Source organism: Streptomyces venezuelae ATCC 10712 (assembly GCF_008639165.1).
In the GTDB taxonomy this organism is placed as follows: Bacteria; Actinomycetota; Actinomycetes; order Streptomycetales; family Streptomycetaceae; genus Streptomyces; species Streptomyces venezuelae.
Genome location: NZ_CP029197.1, coordinates 6982547 through 7003493 on the forward strand (window position 1 = coordinate 6982547; position 20947 = coordinate 7003493).

Annotated in this window: 22 protein-coding genes; 12 read left to right on the top strand and 10 right to left on the bottom strand. The window is 72.6% G+C overall.

The window, feature by feature from the left end:
• Positions 1 to 91: 91 nt before the first annotated feature.
• Together DEJ43_RS32015 and DEJ43_RS32020 are read right to left on the bottom strand one after the other, a co-directional pair.
• Positions 92 to 355, bottom strand: coding sequence for a hypothetical protein (locus DEJ43_RS32015; RefSeq protein WP_335743947.1), 264 nt, complete (start codon positions 353 to 355; stop codon positions 92 to 94).
• Positions 356 to 368: 13 nt separating this feature from the next.
• Complete coding sequence (locus tag DEJ43_RS32020) at positions 369 to 1220, bottom strand: helix-turn-helix domain-containing protein (protein WP_015037580.1); 852 nt, start codon at positions 1218 to 1220, stop codon at positions 369 to 371.
• Positions 1221 to 1387: 167 nt separating this feature from the next.
• Between DEJ43_RS32020 and DEJ43_RS32025 the strand changes: the two genes are divergently transcribed.
• Entirely contained in the window at positions 1388 to 1861 is a 474-nt protein-coding gene (locus DEJ43_RS32025) for an ATP-binding protein (RefSeq protein WP_233448009.1), read from the top strand.
• Between the two features lie 45 nt (positions 1862 to 1906).
• Here DEJ43_RS32025 and DEJ43_RS32030 read toward each other — a convergent pair whose 3' ends face one another.
• From DEJ43_RS32030 to DEJ43_RS32040, 3 genes are all read right to left on the bottom strand, one after another.
• Positions 1907 to 3550 (bottom strand): ABC-F family ATP-binding cassette domain-containing protein, encoded by a 1644-nt coding sequence (locus DEJ43_RS32030; protein ID WP_015037582.1) that lies wholly within the window; start codon positions 3548 to 3550, stop codon positions 1907 to 1909.
• A gap of 241 nt (positions 3551 to 3791) precedes the next feature.
• Positions 3792 to 4208, bottom strand: coding sequence for a spore wall synthesis regulator SsgD (gene ssgD, locus DEJ43_RS32035; RefSeq protein WP_015037583.1), 417 nt, complete (start codon positions 4206 to 4208; stop codon positions 3792 to 3794).
• Between the two features lie 168 nt (positions 4209 to 4376).
• A complete protein-coding gene (locus DEJ43_RS32040) occupies positions 4377 to 4841 on the bottom strand; it encodes a (4Fe-4S)-binding protein (RefSeq protein WP_015037584.1) in 465 nt (154 codons plus the stop codon).
• A gap of 76 nt (positions 4842 to 4917) precedes the next feature.
• Between DEJ43_RS32040 and DEJ43_RS32045 the strand changes: the two genes are divergently transcribed.
• Positions 4918 to 6036, top strand: a complete 1119-nt coding sequence (locus DEJ43_RS32045) for a WD40/YVTN/BNR-like repeat-containing protein (protein WP_181399406.1) — start codon at positions 4918 to 4920, stop codon at positions 6034 to 6036.
• Here the strand turns inward: DEJ43_RS32045 and DEJ43_RS32050 are convergent.
• A complete protein-coding gene (locus tag DEJ43_RS32050; RefSeq protein WP_041664438.1) occupies positions 6033 to 6332 on the bottom strand; it encodes a YciI family protein in 300 nt (99 codons plus the stop codon). The genes DEJ43_RS32045 and DEJ43_RS32050 overlap by 4 nt on opposite strands.
• 58 nt (positions 6333 to 6390) lie before the next feature.
• On the opposite strand from DEJ43_RS32050, the gene DEJ43_RS32055 reads away from it, so the two are divergent.
• The 3 genes from DEJ43_RS32055 (at position 6391) to DEJ43_RS32060 (ending at position 7672) form a co-directional block, all read left to right on the top strand.
• On the top strand, positions 6391 to 7086 hold the full coding sequence (locus DEJ43_RS32055; protein ID WP_015037587.1) for an endonuclease V: 696 nt from the start codon (positions 6391 to 6393) through the stop codon (positions 7084 to 7086).
• Between the two features lie 80 nt (positions 7087 to 7166).
• On the top strand, positions 7167 to 7301 hold the full coding sequence (gene mmpA, locus DEJ43_RS38650; protein ID WP_015037588.1) for a morphogenic membrane protein MmpA: 135 nt from the start codon (positions 7167 to 7169) through the stop codon (positions 7299 to 7301).
• Positions 7298 to 7672 carry a VOC family protein gene (locus tag DEJ43_RS32060; protein ID WP_015037589.1) on the top strand — a complete coding sequence of 125 codons (375 nt, stop codon included), beginning with the start codon at positions 7298 to 7300 and terminating at the stop codon, positions 7670 to 7672. Before mmpA ends, DEJ43_RS32060 begins: the two co-directional genes overlap by 4 nt.
• Positions 7673 to 7718: 46 nt before the next feature.
• Here the strand turns inward: DEJ43_RS32060 and DEJ43_RS32065 are convergent, their stop codons facing one another.
• The gene (locus tag DEJ43_RS32065; RefSeq protein WP_015037590.1) at positions 7719 to 9062 is read right to left on the bottom strand and encodes a saccharopine dehydrogenase family protein; all 1344 of its coding nucleotides are present in this window, start codon (positions 9060 to 9062) and stop codon (positions 7719 to 7721) included.
• A 205-nt stretch (positions 9063 to 9267) separates the two neighbouring features.
• On the opposite strand from DEJ43_RS32065, the gene DEJ43_RS32070 reads away from it, so the two are divergent.
• The 4 genes from DEJ43_RS32070 to DEJ43_RS32085 are packed head-to-tail and all read left to right on the top strand — an operon-like array spanning position 9268 to position 15055.
• Positions 9268 to 10425, top strand: a complete 1158-nt coding sequence (locus DEJ43_RS32070) for a CaiB/BaiF CoA transferase family protein (RefSeq protein ID WP_015037591.1) — start codon at positions 9268 to 9270, stop codon at positions 10423 to 10425.
• Entirely contained in the window at positions 10422 to 11573 is a 1152-nt protein-coding gene (locus DEJ43_RS32075; RefSeq protein WP_015037592.1) for an acyl-CoA dehydrogenase family protein, read from the top strand. The genes DEJ43_RS32070 and DEJ43_RS32075 overlap by 4 nt, the downstream gene beginning before the upstream one ends.
• 45 nt (positions 11574 to 11618) lie before the next feature.
• Positions 11619 to 12833, top strand: coding sequence for an acetyl-CoA C-acetyltransferase (locus DEJ43_RS32080; RefSeq protein WP_015037593.1), 1215 nt, complete (start codon positions 11619 to 11621; stop codon positions 12831 to 12833).
• 47 nt (positions 12834 to 12880) lie between these two features.
• Positions 12881 to 15055: a 3-hydroxyacyl-CoA dehydrogenase NAD-binding domain-containing protein gene (locus DEJ43_RS32085; protein WP_015037594.1), complete on the top strand. Its 2175-nt coding sequence runs from the start codon at positions 12881 to 12883 to the stop codon at positions 15053 to 15055.
• A gap of 28 nt (positions 15056 to 15083) precedes the next feature.
• On the opposite strand, the gene DEJ43_RS32090 is transcribed toward DEJ43_RS32085, so the two are convergent.
• Complete coding sequence (locus DEJ43_RS32090) at positions 15084 to 15818, bottom strand: MerR family transcriptional regulator (protein ID WP_051025966.1); 735 nt, start codon at positions 15816 to 15818, stop codon at positions 15084 to 15086.
• 189 nt (positions 15819 to 16007) lie between these two features.
• On the opposite strand from DEJ43_RS32090, the gene DEJ43_RS32095 reads away from it, so the two are divergent.
• On the top strand, positions 16008 to 16490 hold the full coding sequence (locus DEJ43_RS32095) for a hypothetical protein (RefSeq protein ID WP_015037596.1): 483 nt from the start codon (positions 16008 to 16010) through the stop codon (positions 16488 to 16490).
• A 29-nt stretch (positions 16491 to 16519) separates the two neighbouring features.
• Here DEJ43_RS32095 and sph read toward each other — a convergent pair whose 3' ends face one another.
• Positions 16520 to 17527, bottom strand: a complete 1008-nt coding sequence (gene sph / locus DEJ43_RS32100; protein WP_041663124.1) for a sphingomyelin phosphodiesterase — start codon at positions 17525 to 17527, stop codon at positions 16520 to 16522.
• A 158-nt stretch (positions 17528 to 17685) separates the two neighbouring features.
• Here sph and DEJ43_RS32105 point away from each other — a divergent pair, with 158 nt between their 5' ends.
• Together DEJ43_RS32105 and DEJ43_RS32110 are read left to right on the top strand one after the other, a co-directional pair.
• On the top strand, positions 17686 to 18171 hold the full coding sequence (locus DEJ43_RS32105; protein WP_015037598.1) for a F0F1 ATP synthase subunit B family protein: 486 nt from the start codon (positions 17686 to 17688) through the stop codon (positions 18169 to 18171).
• A gap of 97 nt (positions 18172 to 18268) precedes the next feature.
• On the top strand, positions 18269 to 19186 hold the full coding sequence (locus DEJ43_RS32110; protein ID WP_015037599.1) for an oxygenase MpaB family protein: 918 nt from the start codon (positions 18269 to 18271) through the stop codon (positions 19184 to 19186).
• A 58-nt stretch (positions 19187 to 19244) separates the two neighbouring features.
• Here the strand turns inward: DEJ43_RS32110 and DEJ43_RS32115 are convergent, their stop codons facing one another.
• Complete coding sequence (locus tag DEJ43_RS32115) at positions 19245 to 20813, bottom strand: M1 family metallopeptidase (RefSeq protein ID WP_015037600.1); 1569 nt, start codon at positions 20811 to 20813, stop codon at positions 19245 to 19247.
• Positions 20814 to 20947: the final 134 nt, after the last annotated feature.

Genomic DNA, 20947 nt, shown 5'->3' on the forward strand with positions numbered 1-20947 from the left:
CCCCTTCGCCGCCAATCCGCCGACTACGCAGCGCAGATGCCCGGCAGCGCGGAGTCGACGGGCGGGCGCGTCACGTCAAGTGACGGAGATCTCACAGCAGGTGGTCGGCCGCGCCGGCCTTCACCGCGCGGACCAGCGCCCGCAGCGCCTCCACGGAGTCGCTGACGTACGCGTCGGGCGTCAGCGTCGAGCCGATGTACGCGCGGCCCGCGTCGTCGAGTCCGAACCGGAAGCAGTTGGCGCCCTCGCTGCAGAAGGCCTCGTTCCAGGTGATGTCGACGGCGGGCTGCGCCGGGATGCGGGGGGCGGCGGCTGTGGGGGCGGTGGGGGTGGGGGCGGCGGTCGTGAGGTTCATGGTGGGGGCTCCTTCACAGATCCTGGGCGATGGTGCGGATGAACGCGCGTGACTCGTCCGTGGCGAGCGCGAGTCCGCGCAGTCTGTCCAACAGTCCCCGGTAGCGCCGCAGTTGCATGTCGGCGTCGAGGAGCAGGGAGCCGTGGGAGGAGTCGAGCTGCACGGTGTCGAGCTGTGCCACGGGCGCGGCCACATAGGTGAACGACTGTCCTGCCCCCGGGAAACCACCCGCGGCGAAGGGGATGACGCGGATGGAGACGGTGTCCCGTTCGGAGTGCGCGAGGATCCGCTCCAGTTGTTCCCTGGCGACCTTCGGTCCGCCGAACTGCATGCGCAGCGCGGCCTCGTGGATCACGGCCTCGTATCCTACGGGCCGGTCCCGGTCGAGGACTTCCTGGCGGCGGAGCCGTAGCGCGAGCCGGGCCTCCAGGTCGGGTCCCGGCAGCGGCGGGACCGCGGTGTCGAAGACGGCCCGGGCGTGCTCCTCGGTCTGCAGGAGCCCGGGGATGTGCGTGGTGACCGCGGTGTGCAACGCCGAGGCGTGGTACTCCAGTTCGGCGATGTCGATGAGGGCCGGCGGCAGCAGTCCGCGGTGCTCCTCCCACCAGCCGCGGTCCCGCTCGTGGGCCATCGCGGCGAGCAGGTCGACGAGTCCGGTGTCCGGGCAGCCGTAGTTGAAGGCCAGGGTGCGGACGCGCTCGGCGCTGATGCCGAAGCGCCCGGACTCGATGTGGGGGATGCGGGTGCGGTCGACGCCCAGGAGCGCCGCGGCCTGCTGGGCCGACATCCCGGACTGTTCGCGCAGTTTGCGCAGTTCGCTCCCCAGTCGCTGCTGTCGTGCGGTCGGGCTGCTCCTGGGTGGCACGCGCGTCTCCCCTTCGTTCCGTGACGTCGATATGGCCGGAATGGCACGAGTACCCGCAAGTAGTAGCACTGTGCTCCGGTCGTGCGCTACGGTCGGTAGCGCAAGTTTCACACGGGGCTACCGACCGTGTGGAGGGACCCCCCTGCACCCCCCCATGCACAGGAAATGTGAGCAACCCGATGAAGGGCGCCCTGCGTTGCCTCCCGTCCGCCGCCGCGGCCGGGCCCATACCCCCCGCCACGGAAAACCTCAGCTACTCGATGCTCCTCCCCGGAGGCGCCTACTGCGCCGGACTCGCACGCCGGTCGATCGAGTCTCTCCTCAGCCGGCACGGTCTCTCCGACCTCTGCGAGACCGCGGCCCTCGCCGCCTCCGAACTCGTCGCCGCGGCCTACCGCTTCACCCCCGACCGGGAGATGATCCTGCGCGTCCGCTGGCAGTTCGAGGCCCTGCGCATCGTGCTGTACGACCAGCATCCAGCCCACCCGTCACCCGTCGCCGCCGAGGAATGCCGCGACCGCCGCAGCCGCAGCATGTGGCTGCTGGCCGCGGCGGTCGACGCGCACGGAGGGGACTGGGGGCTCGCACCGGTCCTCACTCCCGGCGGCGGCACCAAGTCCTGGGCGTTACTCCATCGCTAGGAGTCGACCCCGCCGCGCGAGGTCCCGCGACCGGCCCCCCGCGCCTCAGCGAGGGCTCGAAGCCGTCCCCCGTACCTCCTCCTCCGTCGTCGGCCGCAGCTCACCGTCGAGCAGCAGCCAGCGGGTGATCCCCAGCGACTCCAGGAACGTCACGTCGTGGCTCGCCACGATCAGCGCCCCTTCGTACGCGTCGAGGGCCGCCGTCAGCTTCCGCACCGACGCCATGTCCAGGTTGTTCGTCGGCTCGTCCAGCATCAGCAGCTGCGGAGCCGGCTCCGCGAGGAGCAGCGCCGCGAGCGTCGCCCGGAAGCGCTCCCCGCCCGAGAGGGTGCCGACGGGCTGATCCGCCCGCGCCCCGCGGAACAGAAACCGTGCCAGCCGGGCCCTGATCGCGTTCCCCGTCGCCGTGGGCGCGAGCCGGGCCACGTTCTCCACCACGCTCAGCCCGTCGTCGAGGACGTCGAGCCGCTGCGGCAGGAAGCGGAGCGGCACCCGCGCCTCCGTCTCGCCCGAGAGCGGCTCGACCTCGCCGGCGATCGTCCGCAGCAGGGTCGACTTCCCGGCCCCGTTCCGCCCGACCAGCGCGATCCGCTCCGGACCGCGCAGCTCGAACTCCCCGGCCACCCGGGCCCCGTACCGCAGTTCCAGGTCCCGCAGGAACAGCACCTCGCGGCCCGGCGGCACCGAGGTGCGGGGCAGCTCGACCCGGATCTCGTCGTCGTCCCGTACCGCCTCCACCGCCGCGTCCAGCCGCTCCCGGGCCTCCGAGAGGCGCTCGGCGTGCAGGGTCCGCTGCTTCCCCGCGGTGACCTGCGCCTCGCGCTTGTTCGAGTTCGCCACCAGCTTGGAGGCGACCTTGTTCTCGAAGCTCTTCTGCCCGTACCGCCTGCGGCGGGCCAACTTCATCTGGGTGTCGGACAGTTCCCGCTTCTGACGCTGCACATCGGCCTCGGCGACGCGCACCATCCGCTCCGCCGCCTCCTGTTCGGCGGCGAGCGCGGCCTCGTAGTCGGACCAGGCGCCGCCGTACCACGTGACGGAGCCGTCCCGGAGGTCGGCGATCTGGTCGACGCGCTCGAGCAGTTCCCGGTCGTGGCTGACCACGACCAGCACTCCGGACCAGCTCTCCACCGCCTCGTACAGCCGGGCGCGGGCGTGCAGGTCGAGGTTGTTGGTGGGCTCGTCGAGCAGCAGGACGTCGGGCCGGGCGAGCAGCAGCGCGGCGAGGCGCAGCAGGACGGACTCGCCGCCCGAGATCTCGCCGACGGTCCGGTCGAGACCGACGCCGCCGAGACCGAGCTGGTCGAGGGTGGCGCGGGCCCGCTCCTCCACGTCCCAGTCGTCGGCGAGGGCGGTGAAGTGCTCCTCCGCCGGGTCGCCCGCCTCGATGGCGTGCAGCGCGGTCCGCTTTCCGGCGATGCCGAGGATCTCGTCCACCCTCCGCGAGGTGTCGAGGACGAGGTTCTGCGGGAGGTAGCCGAGCTCGCCGGTGACCCGGACCGAGCCGGAGGCCGGGGTGAGCTCGCCCGCGATGAGCTTCATCAGCGTGGATTTGCCGGAGCCGTTGAGCCCGACGAGCCCGGTGCGGCCGGGGCCGACCGCGAGCCGGAAGTCGTCGAGGACCTCGGTGCCGTCGGGCCAGGAGAAGGAGAGCGAGGTACAGGTGATGAACGTGGGGTGATGCGCCATGGAGGTCTCCCGGATGCGTGGGCGCGAGCGTGATGTGATGCGACGCGTGGAGACACCGGGGCGCGGGCGATCGGTTCGTCAGAACGGCTCGTACGCCGAGGTCGAGAACGGCACACGCGGCACAGAGGGCACGCGCGGCACGGTGTCTCGCAACCTCAGACGAGCAACGTCCTTCTCCGATCAGACGACAACAAGGTCGGGAAGAAGGCTACGCCGGGGCGCGGGAGGGCGGCAAACGAATTTACGGCCGGTCGCGCAGCAGCTCCGCCAGATCCTGCTCCCAGTCCAGGTACTGGTGCTCGCGGCCCGCCGGCACCAGGTGCTGCGAGCGCTCCAGGAAGCGGCGCAGCTCGGAAGTCCGGACGTGGACCATGGCCACTCCCTCGGGGGCGTGGAACTCGACGACCGTGCGGTCGTAGCCGTACGGACGCAGGCGTACGTCTCCGACGCCGGCCGGGCGCTCGACGCCCTGGACGAGCAGCTCACGCGCGAAGGCCCAGGAGACCTCGACGCCCTCCAGGGTCGCCGGGGGAGGGAAGGCCATGCTCACCGCGTACGGGTCGCCTCGGTCGTACCGCAAGGTGGCGGGGACGGTCTCCATCCGCGGAGCGGATGCGACCAGACGGGCCTGGACGGCCTGTTCGATGACAGCGGGCACGACCGGCTCCTTTCACGCGGACTTCGGATCCTGTGCGTCTCCCCGACACCAGGGCACCTGACACCTGACAAGACGAGCGGCGAGGCCGGAACGTGCACTCCGGATTCCGTGAGCTGCGTCACCGGCCCCGAGGCCCGACGGCCCGGAGGATCAGTGCGCGCAAGGGCGTCAGCGTTCTTCCGGGGTGCCCTCGCCGGGTTCCGCGCAGGGGCCGGAGCGGTCGCAGTACGGCTGGATTCCGGATGCTCCGCAGCCGCACAGCGTCACCCGGGTCTCGCGCCGGTCGCCCGCCGCGCCGGTCACGAGCATGTCCCCGCGCACCACGAGCCGGCCGTCGGGGGAGCGGCGGACGGTGGTGGGGGAGTCCGGGTGCTCCACGGCACCGTCGGCCGGGTGGTACTGGAGCGCCCCGGACGGACAGCGGCGGACGACCTCGGCGACCAGACCGGCCTCGGCGGCGTCGGGCCGCACCCACGGGCGCCGGGAGAGGTCGAAGACCTCGGGCAGTCCGTGCACGCACTCGGCCGCGTGCAGACACCGGCGCGGCTCGAACGTGACGGTGATGCCCTCGCCCTCGTACTCCTTGAGCTTCGGCGTCTCCTCGGGCGCCCGCTCGCCCGTACGGTCGGTCATGACACCCAGCCTAGGAAGGCCCGGCGGGGCACGCACCCTGGACGGGAGGCCGCCGGGGGCACTAGCTTCCGGCGCCATGACGTCCATGGGGAAGACGAGACGAATGATGTCGGTGGGGATGATCGGGGCGGCGCTGACGCTGACCCTGGCCGCCCCGGCGCGGGCCGGGGAGACCCCCGCGGCAGCGACCGACAGGAACGCGGCGGGCTGGGAACTGACGCCGACCGGGACCGACGCCCGCTTCCGCGGCCTCGCGCCCGTCGACCGCAGGACCGCCTGGGCCGCCGGCTCCAAGGGCACGGTGCTGCGCACCACCGACGGCGGCCGGAGCTGGCGGGACGTCTCGCCGCCCGGCGCGGGCGAGCTGGAGTTCCGCGACGTGGAGGCCTTCGACGCCCGCCGGGCCGTCGTCCTCGCGATCGGCGAGGGCGAGGCCTCGCGCGTCCTGCGCACCGAGGACGGCGGCGCCACCTGGACCGAGTCCTTCCGGAACACCGACCCGCGTGCCTTCTACGACTGCATGACCTTCTTCGACCGCCGGCACGGACTCGCCATGAGCGACCCCGTGGACGGGAAGTACCGCATCCTCTCCACCCGCGACGGCGGCCGCTCCTGGGAGGTGCTGCCGAACGCCGGGATGCCCGACGCGCTGCCGGGCGAGGCCGGCTTCGCGGCGAGCGGCCAGTGCCTGGTGTCGGCCGGCTCCCGGGACGTCTGGCTGGCGACGGGGGGCGGGGCCACCGCGCGCGTGCTCCACTCCGCCGACCGGGGACTGACCTGGACCGCCACCGTCTCACCGATCCCGGCAGGGGACCCGGCCAGGGGCGTCTTCGGCCTCGCCTTCCGCGACCGGACGCACGGCATCGCCGTCGGCGGCGACTACCGCAAGGACCAGCCGTCGCCGCGGGCCGGCGCCGTCACCGGCGACGGGGGCCGCACCTGGCGCGCCTCCGCCACGCCCCCGCCCGCCTACCGCTCGGGCGTCGCCTGGCTCCCGCACAGCGGGAACGCGGCGCTCGCCGTCGGGCCGACGGGCACCGACCTCACCACCGACGGCGGCCGCACCTGGCGCACGGTCGACACCGGCTCGTACGACACGGTGGACTGCACGGCCGACGGCTCCTGCTGGGCGGCGGGGGAGAAGGGCAGGATCGCCCGGCTGTCCGTCCGCAAGGGAGGGCCCGGCACCGCCTAGGAGGGCAGCGTCTCCCGGTACGCGGCGATCCCGTCGGCCGTCTTGGTCGCGTAGAACTCCGTGATCCGGTACGCGCACACGCCCTCGACGCTGAACGGGTCGGCCGCCGCGATCCTCTCGATCTCCGCGCGGTCGACCCCGGCGGCCAGGATCACTCCGCCGTCGCGCGGGTTCTTCCGCCCCGAGGCGAGGAACACGCCGGCGGCGTACTGCGCGTCCAGCCACTCGATGTGCGCGTCGAGCAGCGCGTCCACCCGCTCGACGGGCGCGGTGTAGGTCAATTCCATTACGAACATGATCGCCAGGCTACCGGGCGCGCTCCGGCGACCGGTCGACCGTAGGGTGACCCGCATCATGACGATCATCGAGATTCCGGCGGGCTGGCCCGCCGACGAGGCCGCCGCCCGGGCGGTCCAGCGGGAACTGAGCGGACGCCTCGTACGCGACGAGGAAGGGCCGGCCGTCGGCGAGGGCCACGTCACGGGGCTCGACGTGGCCTACGACGACGAGCGTGACCTCGTCGCCGCCGCGGCCGTCGTCCTCGACGCACGGACCCTCGAAGTGGTGGAGGAGGCCACGGCGGTCGGCCGGGTCTCGTTCCCGTACGTCCCCGGGCTGCTCGCCTTCCGGGAGATCCCCACGGTCCTCGCCGCCCTCGACCGGCTGAGCGCCGACCCCGGCCTCCTCGTCTGCGACGGCTACGGCCTCGCCCACCCCCGCCGGTTCGGCCTCGCCAGCCACCTGGGGGTCCTCACCGGCCGGCCGTCCGTCGGCGTCGCGAAGAACCCCTTCACCTTCACCTACGAGCAACCCGGCCCCGCGCGCGGCGACTTCGCCCCGCTGCTGGCCGAGGGCGAGGAGGTGGGGCGGGCCCTGCGTACCCAGGCCGGGGTGAAGCCGGTGTTCGTCTCCGTCGGCCACCGCGTCTCCCTCGCCCACGCCTGCGCCCACACCCTCCACCTCAGCCCCCGCTACCGCATCCCCGAGACGACCCGTCACGCGGACTCCCTGTGCCGCCGCGCCCTGAAGGAGGCGCAGGGCGAGGGCTGAGGAACCCGGGCTTCGAGCTGAGTACCCGTGAGTATCTGTACGGATACCGGGACTTGGGCCCGGACGGCAGAGTGAGGCGCATGACGACTCCCCTTTCCGTTCCGTCGCGCTCCGCCGGGCGCGGCCTGAATCTGGTCCTCGGCGGGGCCGCGCTGCTCGCCCTCGCCTGGGCCTGCGCCATGGTGTACGTCCTCGTCTCCTGGGCCCTGGCGTGATCGGGCGGCTGCGGTGCCTGGTGCTCGACTGCCGGGACGGCTGGGAACTCGCCGAGTTCTACCAGCGGTTGATCGGCGGAGAGGTGCGGAGCTCCGACGCCCGGTGGGCCGTCGGCGAGGGTTCCGCCGTCCTGCACGGGGGCGAGGGCGCGCCGGTGCTCGCCTTCCAGAGCGTGGCCGATCACCGGCCGCCGGTCTGGGGCGCTCCCGAGCAGCAGTTCCATCTCGATGTGCACGTCGAGGACTTGGCCCCCGCCCACGAGGCCGTGCTCGCCCTCGGAGCCGTACCGCTCGACGACGGGGAGGGCGATCCGGCCTGCCGGGTCTACGCCGACCCGGCAGGTCACCCCTTCCGTCTCGTACGGCCCTAGGCCGCGTCCCGCGGATCAGCCCGGGCTCGCCGCCGCCGTGTTCCGGTCAGCTCCGGTGGGCGACCCGGAAGCGGAGGCCCGCCTCCGTGAGCCGGGCGATGAGCGCGTCGCCCATCGCCGCCGCCGTCGTCACCTGGCCCGCCGTCTTCGGCAGCGCGTCGAAGGCGAGGCACAGCGCCGACTCGGCGAGCATCTTGGCCGTCTCGTCGTACCCCGGATCGCCGCCCGAGACCTCGGTGAAGACCCGTCGCCCGCCGCCCTCGCCGACGAAACGGACGGAGAACCAGCTGCGGGCGCGCCGCTCGGCGGACGGGCCCTCGCCTGCCTGGTAACGCCCCATCAGCCAGTCCCGTACCGGCGGAAGTTGGGCCGCCAGCGCGCTCGCGCCGACCACCGCGGCGCCCCCGAGGGCCATCGGCAGGGTCTTCACGGAGGCGTAGTGCCGGTAGCGGAAGTCCGGGCCGTAGCGCTCCATGGCCGCGGCCGAGCGGGCGACCACCTGCGGGTCGAGCGTGGGCAGCGGCAGCGCCCAGGTGCCGGTCTCCCGGCTGAATCGCGGCCCGCCGAGCGGCGCGCGGGCCCGGCGGCCCACCAGGCGCGGTTCGTGCAGCCGCCGTTCGTGCGCGGCCCGCAGGATCTGCCGGCCGCGGCCGAAGGCGGTCAGCGCGGAGGCGAAGGTGCCGCCGGAGAACTGGGCCCCGGCCCGGACGAAGCCGTCCACCCGCAGCGGCACGCCCTCCGGGAGCTGCCGCACGGTGAAGTACGCGCCCAGGTCGTGCGGGACGGAGTCGAAGCCGCAGGCGTGCACGATCCGGGCACCGGTCTCCCGGGCCCGCGCGTCGTGGCGTACGTACGTCAGGTCGACGAACTCGGCTTCGCCGGTGAGGTCCAGATAGTCCGTGCCGGCCTCCGCGCAGGCGGCGACGAGCCCGTCGCCGTACCAGACGTACGGGCCGACGGTGGTGGCCACCACCCGGGCGGACTCCGCGAGTTCGCCCAGCGAGCCGGGGTCGGCGGCGTCGGCGACGACCAGCGGCAGCTCGGCGCAGTGCGGCCACCGGGCGGCGAGCCGCTCGCGCAGGGCCGTGAGCCCCGCCCGGTTGCGTCCGGCGAGCGCCCAGCGGCACCCGGCCGGGGCGTGTGCTGCCAGGTACTCGGCGGTGAGCGTGCCGACGAATCCGGTCGCCCCGAACAGCACCACGTCGTACGGCCTGACCTCGTCGGTCGCCCGGGCCGATGCCCCGGCAGCCGTCTCCGCGCCCGCCGCCCCGACCCCGTCGGTCGCCGTCGCCTCCGCGCCCGGCGCCCCGGCCCCGGCGGTCGCCGCCCGTGCCTCCTCGGCCGGGGGCTCCGCCCCGGTCCCGTCGCCCACGCCCGCCCCTGTGTCCATCCAGCCCCTCTTTTCGGCCGTGCCGCGCCGCCGCGCGCGGCTGTCGTCGTCGGCGGAGGATAGCGGGTCCCGGCTCGTGTTCCAGCCCCACCCCGCCTCCGGTAATTTCCAAGCGCTTGCTCGGCCGGGGGGCTTGTGCCGAGTGGAACACGTTCCTAGCATCTCCGGTGTTACATCATTGGTGTCACACATGTCTGGGGGCTCGATGAGCACGCAGCACAACGCCGGGAACGGCCCGCTCACCGGGGTCCGCGTGGTCGAACTCGCCGGCATCGGCCCCGGGCCCTTCGCCGCCATGCTCCTCGCCGACCTCGGCGCCGACGTGGTCCGGGTCGACCGCCCCGGCGGCCCCGGCCTCGGCATCGACCCCGCCCGTGACCTCACCAACCGCAACAAGCGCTCCGTCCTCGTCGACCTCAAGGACGAGCGGGGCCCCGGGACCGTCCTCGACCTGGTCGAGAAGGCCGACATCCTCGTCGAGGGCTACCGCCCCGGCGTCGCCGAACGCCTCGGCGTCGGCCCCGACGCCTGCCTCGCCCGCAATCCGCGCCTCGTCTACGGACGGATGACCGGCTGGGGCCAGGACGGGCCGCTCGCCGCGACCGCCGGCCACGACATCGGCTACATCGCGATCACCGGCGCGCTCGGCATGATCGGCCCCGACCCGGACGGCCCGCCCACCGTCCCCGCCAACCTCGTCGGCGACTACGCGGGCGGCTCCCTCTACCTCGTCATCGGCGTCCTCGCCGCACTCCAGCACGCCCGCGCCCACGGCGAGGGCCAGGTCGTCGACGCGGCGATCGTCGACGGCACCGCCCACCTCACCACCATGATCCACGGCATGCTCGCGGCCGGCGGCTGGCAGGACCGCCGGGGCGTCAACCTGCTCGACGGCGGCTGCCCGTTCTACGGGGTGTACGAGACCGCCGACGGCGGGCACATGGCGGTCGGCGCCCTGGAGGAACAGTTCTACGCGGAGTTCACGCGCCTCCTCGGCATCGAGGAGGCCGCCCCCGCCCGCCGCGACTTCGGGCGCTGGCCGGAGCTCCGCAAGGCCGTCGCCGACCGCTTCCGCAGCCGCACCCGCGAGGAGTGGACCTCCGTCTTCGAGGGCACCGACGCCTGCGTCGCACCGGTCCTCTCCCTCCGCGAGGCACCGGCCCACCCGCACCTCGCGGCCCGCGCCACCTTCACCGAGCGGGACGGCATCGCCCAGCCCGCCCCCGCGCCCCGCTTCTCCGCCACCCCCGGCACGCTCCGTACGGGCCCCGCCCTGCCCGGCGCCGACACCGCGGAGGTCGCCCGCGACTGGGCCGTACCCGCGCTCGACAGCCCGCACCAGACCCAGGAGACCGACGCATGAAGCGCACCCTGTACACCGCCGACCACGAGGCCTTCCGGGCCACCGTCCGCACCTTCCTGGAGAAGGAGGTGCTGCCCCACTACGCGCAGTGGGAGAAGGACGGCATCGTCTCCCGCGAGGCGTGGCTCGCCGCGGGCCGGCAGGGACTGCTCGGCCTCGCCGTCGACGAGGAGTACGGGGGCGGCGGCAACCCCGACTTCCGCTACGGAGCCGTGCTCGCCGAGGAGTTCACCCGGGCCGGCGCCCCCGGGCTCGCCATCGGACTGCACAACGACATCATCGGCCCGTACCTCACCTCGCTCGGCACCGAGGAGCAGAAGCGCCGCTGGCTGCCCGGCTTCTGCTCCGGCGAGATCGTCACCGCGATCGCCATGACGGAACCCGGCGCGGGCTCCGACCTCCAGGGCATCCGCACCACCGCCGAGGACCACGGCGACCACTGGATCCTCAACGGCTCCAAGACCTTCATCTCCAACGGCATCCTCGCCGACCTGGTGGTCGTCGTCGCCCGCACCACCCCCGAAGGCGGCGCGCACGGCCTCTCCCTGCTCGTCGTCGAGCGCGGCGCCGAGGGCTTCGAGCGCGGCCGCAACCTCGACAAGATCGGCCAGAAGTCCCAGGACACCGCCGAACTGTTCTTCCACGACGTCCGCGTCCCCAAGGAGAACCTCCTCGGCGAGCTCAACGGCGCCTTCGTGCACCTCATGACCAACCTCGCGCAGGAACGCCTCGCCATCGCCGTCGCGGGCATCGCGGGCGCCGAGCACCTCCTGGAACTCACCACCCGGTACGTCAAGGAGCGCGAGGCCTTCGGCCGGCCGCTCGCCCGGCTACAGCACATCCGCTTCGAGATCGCGGAGATGGCCACCGAGTGCGCCGTCACCCGGACCTTCGTCGACCGCTGCATCGAGGAGCACTGCGATCAGGACGGGGCGGGTCTCGACGCCGTACACGCCTCCATGGCCAAGTGGTGGGCGACCGAGCTGCAGAAGCGGGTCGCCGACCGCTGCCTGCAACTGCACGGCGGATACGGCTACATGAGCGAATTCCCGGTCGCCCGCGCCTACACCGACGGCCGGATCCAGACCATCTACGGCGGAACCACCGAGATCATGAAGGAGATCATCGGCCGTTCCCTCCTCGGCTGACGTCCTCCCCTCCTGATCGACCACCCTCATCGCGAAAGGCTTTCCGTGAGCACCGAAGCGTACGTGTACGACGCGATCCGCACCCCGCGCGGACGCGGCAAGGCCAACGGCTCCCTGCACGGCACCAAGCCGATCGACCTGGTCGTCGGCCTCATCCGGGAGATCCAGACCCGCAACCCCGGCCTCGACCCGGCCACCATCGACGACATCGTCCTCGGCGTCGTCGGCCCCGTCGGCGACCAGGGCTCCGACATCGCCCGGATCGCGGCCATCGCCGCCGGACTCCCCGACACCGTCGCCGGCGTCCAGGAGAACCGCTTCTGCGCCTCCGGCCTCGAAGCGGTCAACATGGCCGCGATGAAGGTCCGCTCCGGCTGGGAGGACCTCGTCCTCGCCGGCGGCGTCGAATCCATGTCCCGGGTGCCGATGGCCTCCGACGGCGGCGCCTGGTTCGCCGACCCGATGACCAACCTCGACACCAACTTCGTCCCCCAGGGCATCGGCGCCGACCTCATCGCCACCATCGAGGGCTTCACCCGCCGCGACGTCGACGAGTACGCCGCGCTGTCCCAGGAGCGCGCCGCGGCCGCCGTCAAGGACGGCCGCTTCGACCGGTCCATCGTCCCCGTGAAGGACCGCGCGGGACTGACCGTCCTCGACCACGACGAGTTCCTGCGCCCCGGCACCACCGCCGACTCCCTCGCCCGGCTCAAGCCCTCCTTCGCCGACATCGGCGAGCTCGGCGGCTTCGACGCGGTCGCCCTGCAGAAGTACCACTGGATCGAGGAGATCGACCACGTCCACCACGCCGGCAACTCCTCCGGCATCGTCGACGGCGCCTCCCTCGTCGCCATCGGCTCGAAGGAGGCCGGCGAGCGCAACGGCCTCGCCCCCCGCGCGCGGATCGTCTCGGCCGCCGTCTCCGGCTCCGAGCCGACCATCATGCTGACCGGCCCCGCGCCGGCCGCCCGCAAAGCCCTCGCCAAGGCCGGCCTGACCATCGACGACATGGACCTCGTCGAGATCAACGAGGCCTTCGCGGCCGTCGTCCTGCGGTTCGTCAAGGACATGGGGATCACCCTGGACAAGGTCAACGTCAACGGCGGCGCCATCGCGCTCGGCCACCCGCTCGGCGCCACCGGCGCGATGATCCTCGGCACCCTCGTCGACGAGCTGGAGCGGCAGGACAAGCGCTACGGCCTGGCCACCCTCTGCGTCGGCGGCGGCATGGGCATCGCCACCGTCGTCGAGCGCGTCTGACCGTCCCGTCCGAACCCCTCTTCACGGATCCACGGAGAAGCAGAGACATGAGCGAGAGCACCACCATCCGCTGGGAGCAGGACGCGACCGGGATCGTCACCCTCGTCCTCGACGACCCGAACCAGTCCGCCAACACCATGAACCAGGCCTTCCGGGCCTCGATCATCGCCATCGCCGACCGGGTCGAGGCCGAGAAGGACTCCATCCGCGGCATCATCTACACCTCCGCGAAGAAGACCTTCTTCGCCGGCGGCGACCTCAAGGACATGGTCAAGGCGGGCCCCGAGCACGCCCAGGACATCTTCGAAGGCGCCCTGGAGATGAAGCGCGCGCTGCGCCGCATCGAGACCCTCGGCAAGCCCGTCGTCGCCGCCATCAACGGCGCCGCGCTCGGCGGCGGCTACGAGATCGCCCTCGCCTCCCACCACCGCGTCGCCCTCGACGCCCCCGGCTCCAAGATCGGCCTGCCCGAGGTCACCCTCGGCCTGCTGCCGGGCGGCGGCGGCGTCACCCGCACCGTCCGCCTCATGGGCATCACCGACGCGCTGCTCAAGGTGCTGCTCCAGGGCACCCAGTACGCCCCGAGGCGCGCCCTCGACAACGGCCTCGTGCACGAGATCGCCGCCACCCCCGAGGAGATGATGGCCAAGGCCATCGCCTTCATCGACACCCACCCCGAGTCCCACCAGCCCTGGGACGTCCCCGGCCACCGGATCCCCGGCGGCACCCCGTCGAACCCCAAGTTCGCCGCCAACCTGCCGGCCTTCCCGGCCAACCTGCGCAAGCAGCTGAACGGCGCGCCCTACCCGGCGCCGCGCGCCATCATGGCCGCCGCCGTCGAGGGCTCCCAGGTCGACTTCGAGACCGCGCTCACCATCGAGAGCCGCTACTTCACCGAGCTGGTCATCGGGCAGACGGCGAAGAACATGATCCAGGCGTTCTTCTTCGACCTCCAGGCCGTCAACTCCGGCGCCAGCCGCCCGAATGGCATCGAGCCCCGGCCGGTCCGCAAGGTGGCCGTCCTCGGCGCGGGCATGATGGGCGCCGGAATCGCGTACTCCTGCGCCCGCGCCGGCATCGAGGTCGTCCTCAAGGACGTCTCCGCCGAGTCCGCCGCCAAGGGCAAGGCCTACTCCGAGGCGCTCTGCGCCAAGGCGGTCAAGCGCGGCCGTACGACCCAGGAGAAGGCCGACGCCCTCCTCGCCCGGATCACCCCGACCGTGGAGGTCCGCGACCTGGCGGGCTGCGACGCCGTGATCGAGGCGGTCTTCGAGGACACCGCGCTGAAGCACAAGGTGTTCCAGGAGATCCAGGCGGTCGTGGCGCCCGACGCGCTGCTCTGCTCCAACACCTCGACCCTGCCGATCTCCGTGCTCGCCGAGGGCGTGGAGCGGCAGAGCGACTTCATCGGCCTGCACTTCTTCTCGCCGGTCGACAAGATGCCGCTCGTCGAGATCATCAAGGGCGAGCGGACGGGCGACGAGGCGCTCGCCCGCGCCTTCGACCTCGTCCGGCAGATCAACAAGACGCCGATCGTCGTCAACGACTCGCGCGGCTTCTTCACCTCCCGGGTGATCGGCCACTTCATCAACGAGGGCGTCGCCATGGTCGGCGAGGGCATCGAGCCCGCGTCGGTCGAGCAGGCGGCGGCGCAGGCCGGCTACCCCGCCAAGGTCCTCTCCCTGATGGACGAGCTGACCCTCACCCTCCCGCGCAAGATCCGCAACGAGACGAAGCGGGCGATCGAGGAGGCCGGCGGGACCTGGACCGCGCACCCGGGCGAGGCCGTCATCGACCGGATGGTCGACGAGTTCGGCCGGACCGGCCGCAGCGGCGGCGCGGGCTTCTACACCTACGGGGAGGACGGCAAGCGCGGAAAGCTCTGGACCGGCCTGCGCGAGCACTTCACGAAGCCCGGGTACGAGATCCCCTTCCGCGACATGCAGGAGCGGATGCTCTTCGCCGAGGCCCTGGACACCGTCCGGCTCCTGGAGGAGGGCGTCCTGACCTCGGTCGCCGACGCCAACATCGGCTCCATCATGGGCATCGGCTTCCCGGCCTGGACGGGCGGCATCCTCCAGTACATCAACGGCTACGAGGGCGGGCTCCCCGGCTTCGTCGCCCGCGCGCGCGAGCTGGCGGAGACCTACGGCGAGCGGTTCACCCCGCCCGCGCTCCTGCTGGAGAAGGCGGAGCGGGGCGAGGTCTTCACGGACGCCTGAGCGGTACGGACCTTCCGGCGGGCGGTGCTCACGGTCGCCGGAAGGCCGTCCTCAGCTCCTCGCTCAGCGACCGCTGGAACGCGGTGAGCAGGGCCTGGACCACCATCGGCTGCATGTGCGCCGAGAGCGACCGCATCGCGCTCAGGTGGTCCGGGTCCTCCCCGCTCTCCCGGTACGGGCCCCACACCTCGTCCCGGAACAGCCGGGACAGCTCCTGGGCGGCGGAGCGCGCGTGCTCCAGGAGGACCGTGCGGGAGGCGAGGATCGTCTCGTGCTCGATGGGGACGTCGAGCAGCTCGACACCGAGCCGCAGCAGCGCGCCGTCGAGCCGGAAGGTGTCGTCCTCGGCGGTCCGGTCGAGGACCCCCATCGCGGCCAGCCGGTCCACGTCCCGCTCAGTGAGCTCCCGCCCGGCCCGGCGCTCCAGCTCGCGCCGGGTGATGGACTCGGCGGACTCGGGCGCCCACGAGGCCACCAGGGCCCGGTGGATCGCCAGGTCCTGCGCGCTGAGGTCGGGCGGCAGCTGCTCCAGGTACCGCTCGATCGCGGCCAGCGTCATGCCCTGCCGCTGGAGCTCCTCGATGAGCGCGAGCCGCGACAGGTGGTCCTGCCCGTAGTGCCCGACCCGCCGCGCCCCGATGACCGGCGGCGGAAGCAGCCCCCGGGTCCCGTAGAACCGCACGGTCCGCACCGTGACCCCGGCCCGCGCGGCCAGCTCGTCGACGGTGTACACGGCCCCCTGAGCCTCGCTCGCCTGCTCCATGGTGGAACAGTATTGCTGTCGCACCGCCTGTGTAAAAGAGCGCCGCGACTGTCAGTGGCAGGTCGTAGCGTGATCGTCATGAACGCCGATCAGGTCCGGGGGACGCGACCGCGGGTCGAGCCGCCAGCCGGCCGGGGGCTAGAGTCTTCGCCTGTTCGCACCGGGGGATCGGGACAGAGGGGGAGTGGGATGTACACGCAACTCAGGGAGACGGCCGACGAATTGGCCGGTGTTCTGTGGCGGGAGCACACCGTCTACCGGGAGCGGGGTGGTGGTGTGGTGATCCGGGGCGAGCACGTACGGCGCTGGATAAGCCTCGGCCCCACCGGCGGCAAGGACCGGGCGCTGCTGCGCGCGGGGCGGCTGCTCGACGGGGGGACGACCGCCCCCGCCCGTACCGAGGTGGTGGTCGATCTGACGGCCGGGACCGCGGAGCTCGCGGCGGTCTGCCGCCGGCTGCTCGCCGAGGTCGCCGCGGCCGCCGAGCCCGCGCCCGTGCCCGCCGGGGCGCCCCGCAGGCGAAAGCCGGCCCGGGCGGCGCGTGCCGCCCGGGCCGGCAGGCCCCGCAGGGAGCGGCACACGAGTCTGGGTTCCTTCGTCGTGCTGCTCTGTGTCACCGGGGTTCTCGGTGCCTGGCTCTACAGCCTGTTCGGCGGCGGATACGGGTACTGACACCCCGCGTCCGCCGCCCGCCGGTCAGCTCAGAAGCCGGTGACCGGGTAGTGGTCGGAGAGGTTGGTGTAGGTGTAGCTCTTGCCCCAGCTGGAGACGGTCCACGGGGCGCTCTTCTCCAGGACCACGTTGTTGGTCCAGTTGGCGGGGCGGGCGTTCCCGGCGCGGTAGAGGACGTAATCGAGGTCCTCGCGCGGGTCGTCCGGGTAGCGCTCGGAGGCGATCGAGTTCAGCTCGGTGTCGAAGGAGTACGGGTGGCCGGTGCGCGCGTCGGCCGCCGCCAGACCGGCGTCGGCGAGCATGGTGCCGTACTCGGGCGTGCGCGAGTCGACGTTCATGTCGCCGGCGACGATCACCTGCTCGCCCGCCGGGATGTTCTTGGCGTCGAGGAAGGCGTCGATCGCCTTGAACTGGCGGCTCCGCATCTGCACCGCCTCGCCCGCCGAGCAGCCCGGGTCGGTGGACTGGGCGTGGGTGCCGAGGACGTGCACCTTGCTGCCGTTCACGTTGAGCACGACGTAGGCGAAGCCCTTGTTGGACCACCAGTCGGCGCCGCACGCGTCCTTGTAGACGTACTGCTCCTTGCGGACGATCGGCCACTTGCTGAGGATCGTCACGCCGCCGTCCTCGGGGGTGGTCGAGGAGTAGGACCCGCCGGTGGCGTCCCAGCCGCCGGTGCCGCGGCCCACGACGGGGGTCTGGTAGGGGTACTGGCCGGCGGAGTTCGCCTTGAGGGCGTCCGACGCGGAGTTGTCGAAGGCCTCCTGGAGGACCACGACGTCCTGGCCCTGGTAGAAGGGGGCGGTGGGGATCGCCTTGGCCCGGTGGTCCTGGCCCCAGTTCGGGTAGAGCGTCTTCGAGAACAGGAACGTGTTGTACGTGAGCACCTTGAGCCGCGGGGCCTCGGCGGCGGCCGCGGCGGGGGCGGCGGTCGCGCCCTGCGCGGTCACGGCCAGGGTGGCGGCGGCAAGCGCGAGGGCCAGGGCGGCGCCGGGGGCGCGGCGGAGCGACGCGACGAGCGACAAGGGAACTCCCATGAGGATGTGGGGGGTTGAGCTGGCGCCGCACATACAATCAGTCGGGGTTACCTTCCGGTAGCCTCTGGGTGCCGGGAATCTTGCGCGGCTCGCACGAACGCGCCAACTCTCGTCCCGCAGTCCGATTTGCACCCTTTTGAACCAGGTAGAATGCGCCCATGACCCTCGCGAACTCGCAGATCTTCAAGACGGACCTCGGTCCGCTCAACCCCGTCTGGGCAGAGCTCATCCTCGGCCTGGTCGTGTTCGGACTCACCTTCCTCATCCTGGCGAAGGGCATCCTGCCGAAGATCCGGCGCACCCTCGCCGAGCGCGAGGACAAGATCGACGGCGGCACCGAGCGCGCCGACGACCTGCGTGCCGAGGCCACCCAGATCCGTGAGCAGTACGAGGCCGAGCTGGCCGAGGCCCGCCACGAGGCCGCCCGTATCCGCTCCAAGGCCATCGAGGAGGGCTCGGCCGCCATCGCCGCCGCCCGCGCCGAGGGCACCGCCGAGCGCGAGGCCATCATCGCCGCCGGCACCGAGAAGATCGCGACCGAGCGCGCCGCCGCCGAGCGCGAGCTCAACGCGGACGTCGAGGCCTGGGCGCACGCCCTCGCCGCCCGCATCGTCGGCGAGCCGGTCGGCGCCGACCGCGCCTGATCCCGTACTCCCCGGAAGGGGCCGTCACCAGGGGCCGCAAGCGCCCGGGTGACGGCCCCTTCGTCGTGGGTGCAGCCTGGAGGGTGAGGAGAAGCCCATGGAACACAGCCCGTCCGCCGGCCGGGGCACGGTCGGCAGCCCGGTCGCGAGCCCGCGCGACACCTCGGCCGGCGACCCCGCGCCGCCACCGGTCGGCGGGGTGCTGTGGACCGTCGCCGGTGACCTCCGGGCCGTCCTCATGCTGCCCGCCGCCCTGACGATGCAGGTCGCCCACCCCGCGATCGGCGCGGGCGTGGACGCCCACTCGGTCTTCCGCACCGACCCCTGGGGCCGGGGCGAGCGCTCGCTGCGCTCGGTCCAGCTGTGGATCTACGGAGGCGAGGACGCCGCGCGGGAGGGGCGCCGCCTGCGGAAGCTGCACCGCGACATCCAGGGCACCGACGCCCACGGACGCCGATACCACGCCCTCACCCCCGCCTACTACTCCTGGGTGCACGCGACCGGCTTCCCGGTCTACACCTGGGGCCTACGGCTGCTCGCCCGGCCGCTCACCGAGGCGCAGGAGCGGCAGCTGTACGCGGAGTGGCTCCAGGTCGGCCGGATCCTCGGCATCCATGACCGGGACATGCCGCAGACGATCGAGGAGTTCTGGCCGTACTACCGCAAGGTCCTCGCCGAGGAGCTGGAGGCGACCGTCGTCGTCCGGGAGCTGCTCGACCCCGACCAGCCGGTGCCCGCTCCCGACCGGGGTCCGCTGCCGCTCCGGCTCGCCCTGCGGGTGCTGTGGCCCGTCCTGCGCCGCCCGTTCCTGCGGCTGCGGGCCTTCCTCACCGTGGGCCTGATGCCGCCGGACGCCCGGGAGGCCATCGGTCTGGAGTGGACGGACGCGCAGGACCGGACCCTGCGCCGCTGGGCACGCGTGATCCGGCTGGTGGTTCCCGCCCTGCCGGAGCGGCTGCGCTATCTGCCGCTCGCCCGGAAGGCCCGCGAGGCCGCCCGCCGCGCGAAGCGCTGACGGACGGCCCCGCCGGCCCCGTACGGACGTCCCGTACGGGGCCGGGTCGTCGTACGGGTCAGTGGGCGTCGTGCCGGTGCGCGCCAGGCCGGTCCGTCTCGTGGACCGTGTTCGTCGCCGCGATCTTCTTCCACGACTTCGGCTGCACCGGCTTCGACCGCTCGGCCGCCCTCGGCGCCGCGGCACGCGCGGCCGGACCGGCCTGGGCAGCCGTCGACGCGGCCGGGGCCGCCGTCGACGCCGCCGGCTTCGACGGCTCGTAGAGCCAGGTGTCGAAGAGCCCGGCCAGCGGCTTGCCCGACACCTGCTCCGCGTACCGCACGAAGTCGGCGACCCGGGCGTTGCCGTACGCGAAGCGCTGCGGCCAGCCCTTCAGGATCGCGAAGAAGTCCTCGTCGCCGATCTCGTTGCGCAGGGCCTGGAGGGCCAGCGCGCCCCGGTCGTAGACGGCGATGTGGAACTGGTTCTCCGCGCCCGGGTCGCCCGGCTTCACCGTCCAGAACGGGTCATCGGCCGACCGCGTGGCGTACACGTAGTCCGCCAGCTCCTGGGCCGTGCCCTCGCCCTCCTTCTCCGACCACAGCCACTGGCTGTAGCGGGCGAAGCCCTCGTTGACCCAGATGTCCTTCCAGTCCCGGACGGAGACGCTGTCGCCGTACCACTGGTGGGCCAGCTCGTGGACGACGACCGACGCGTTCGCGCCGTTCGCGAACTGCCGCGGGCTGTAGAACGGGCGGGTCTGCGTCTCCAGGGCGAAGCCACTGGTCACGTTCGGCACGTAGCCGCCGAGGGAGTTGAAGGGGTACGGCCCGAAGACCGATTCCAGCCACTCCGCGACCTCGGTCGTCCGCTCCACGGAGGCGCGCGCGGCGCCGGCGTTGTCGCCCAGGTCCTTGCTGTACGCGTTGATGACCGGCAGTCCGTTCGCCGTCCGGTCCGTGGTGATGTCGAACTTGCCGACGGCGAGGGTGGCCAGATAGGTCGCCTGCGGCTTGTTGGAACGCCAGTTGAAGCGGGTCCAGCCCAGGCGCGAGGACTGCGACTGCAGGACGCCGTTGCTGATGGCCTGGGTGCCGTCCGGCACCGAGACCGAGACGTCGAAGGTGGCCTTGTCGAGCGGGTGGTCGTTGGACGGGAACCACCAGGCGGCCGAGTCCGGCTCCTGCGCGGCGACCCCGCCGTCCGGGGTGCGGGCCCAGGCCGTCCAGCCGTCGATCTTCACCTCGGAGGGCTTGCCCGCGTAGCGGACGACGATCGAGACCGCCTTGTTCTTCTCCAGGGGGGTGGCGGGGGTGACCTCCAGCTCATGGGCGCCCGAGGTGGCGAACTTCGCGAGCCGGCCGTTCACCCGGACCTCGCTGACGGCCAGGCCGATGTCGAGGTTGAAGCGGGAGAGGTTCTGCTTGGTGGTGGCGACGATCGTCGCCGTGCCCTCCAGGAGGTCGGTGGCGGGCTGGTACTTCAGCCGCAGGTCGTAGTGGGAGACGTCGTAGCCGCCGTTGCCACTGGTGGGGTAGTAGGAGTCGCCGATGCCCGGGGCCCCGGGGACGAAGTCGGCCGCCGATGCCGGGATCGCCAGCAGCAGGGAGGCCGCGAGGGCGCTCGGAACGATGATTCTGCGGTGCACGGGTGCTCCAAAGTCATAAGAAACGTAAGACGCGCGGGTGGTCGTCGGTCCTTAGTCCGGACACTATTCAGTCCCCCGACGCACCGTCACGTCCAGAGGACCCCCTGTCACACGATCGCCATTCGGCCGACATG

Bases quoted from the DNA above. Each gene is read 5' to 3' on its own strand.
- DEJ43_RS32015 (WP_335743947.1), bottom strand. From the start codon at position 355: ATGAACCTCACGACCGCCGCCCCCACCCCCACCGCCCCCACAGCCGCC.
- DEJ43_RS32030 (WP_015037582.1), bottom strand. From the start codon at position 3,550: ATGGCGCATCACCCCACGTTCATCACCTGTACCTCGCTCTCCTTCTCC.
- DEJ43_RS32040 (WP_015037584.1), bottom strand. From the start codon at position 4,841: ATGACCGACCGTACGGGCGAGCGGGCGCCCGAGGAGACGCCGAAGCTC.
- DEJ43_RS32045 (WP_181399406.1), top strand. From the start codon at position 4,918: ATGACGTCCATGGGGAAGACGAGACGAATGATGTCGGTGGGGATGATC.
- DEJ43_RS32050 (WP_041664438.1), bottom strand. From the start codon at position 6,332: ATGTTCGTAATGGAATTGACCTACACCGCGCCCGTCGAGCGGGTGGAC.
- DEJ43_RS32055 (WP_015037587.1), top strand. From the start codon at position 6,391: ATGACGATCATCGAGATTCCGGCGGGCTGGCCCGCCGACGAGGCCGCC.
- mmpA (WP_015037588.1), top strand. From the start codon at position 7,167: ATGACGACTCCCCTTTCCGTTCCGTCGCGCTCCGCCGGGCGCGGCCTG.
- DEJ43_RS32065 (WP_015037590.1), bottom strand. From the start codon at position 9,062: ATGGACACAGGGGCGGGCGTGGGCGACGGGACCGGGGCGGAGCCCCCG.
- DEJ43_RS32070 (WP_015037591.1), top strand. From the start codon at position 9,268: ATGAGCACGCAGCACAACGCCGGGAACGGCCCGCTCACCGGGGTCCGC.
- DEJ43_RS32075 (WP_015037592.1), top strand. From the start codon at position 10,422: ATGAAGCGCACCCTGTACACCGCCGACCACGAGGCCTTCCGGGCCACC.
- DEJ43_RS32085 (WP_015037594.1), top strand. From the start codon at position 12,881: ATGAGCGAGAGCACCACCATCCGCTGGGAGCAGGACGCGACCGGGATC.
- DEJ43_RS32090 (WP_051025966.1), bottom strand. From the start codon at position 15,818: ATGGAGCAGGCGAGCGAGGCTCAGGGGGCCGTGTACACCGTCGACGAG.
- DEJ43_RS32095 (WP_015037596.1), top strand. From the start codon at position 16,008: ATGTACACGCAACTCAGGGAGACGGCCGACGAATTGGCCGGTGTTCTG.
- sph (WP_041663124.1), bottom strand. From the start codon at position 17,527: ATGGGAGTTCCCTTGTCGCTCGTCGCGTCGCTCCGCCGCGCCCCCGGC.
- DEJ43_RS32105 (WP_015037598.1), top strand. From the start codon at position 17,686: ATGACCCTCGCGAACTCGCAGATCTTCAAGACGGACCTCGGTCCGCTC.
- DEJ43_RS32110 (WP_015037599.1), top strand. From the start codon at position 18,269: ATGGAACACAGCCCGTCCGCCGGCCGGGGCACGGTCGGCAGCCCGGTC.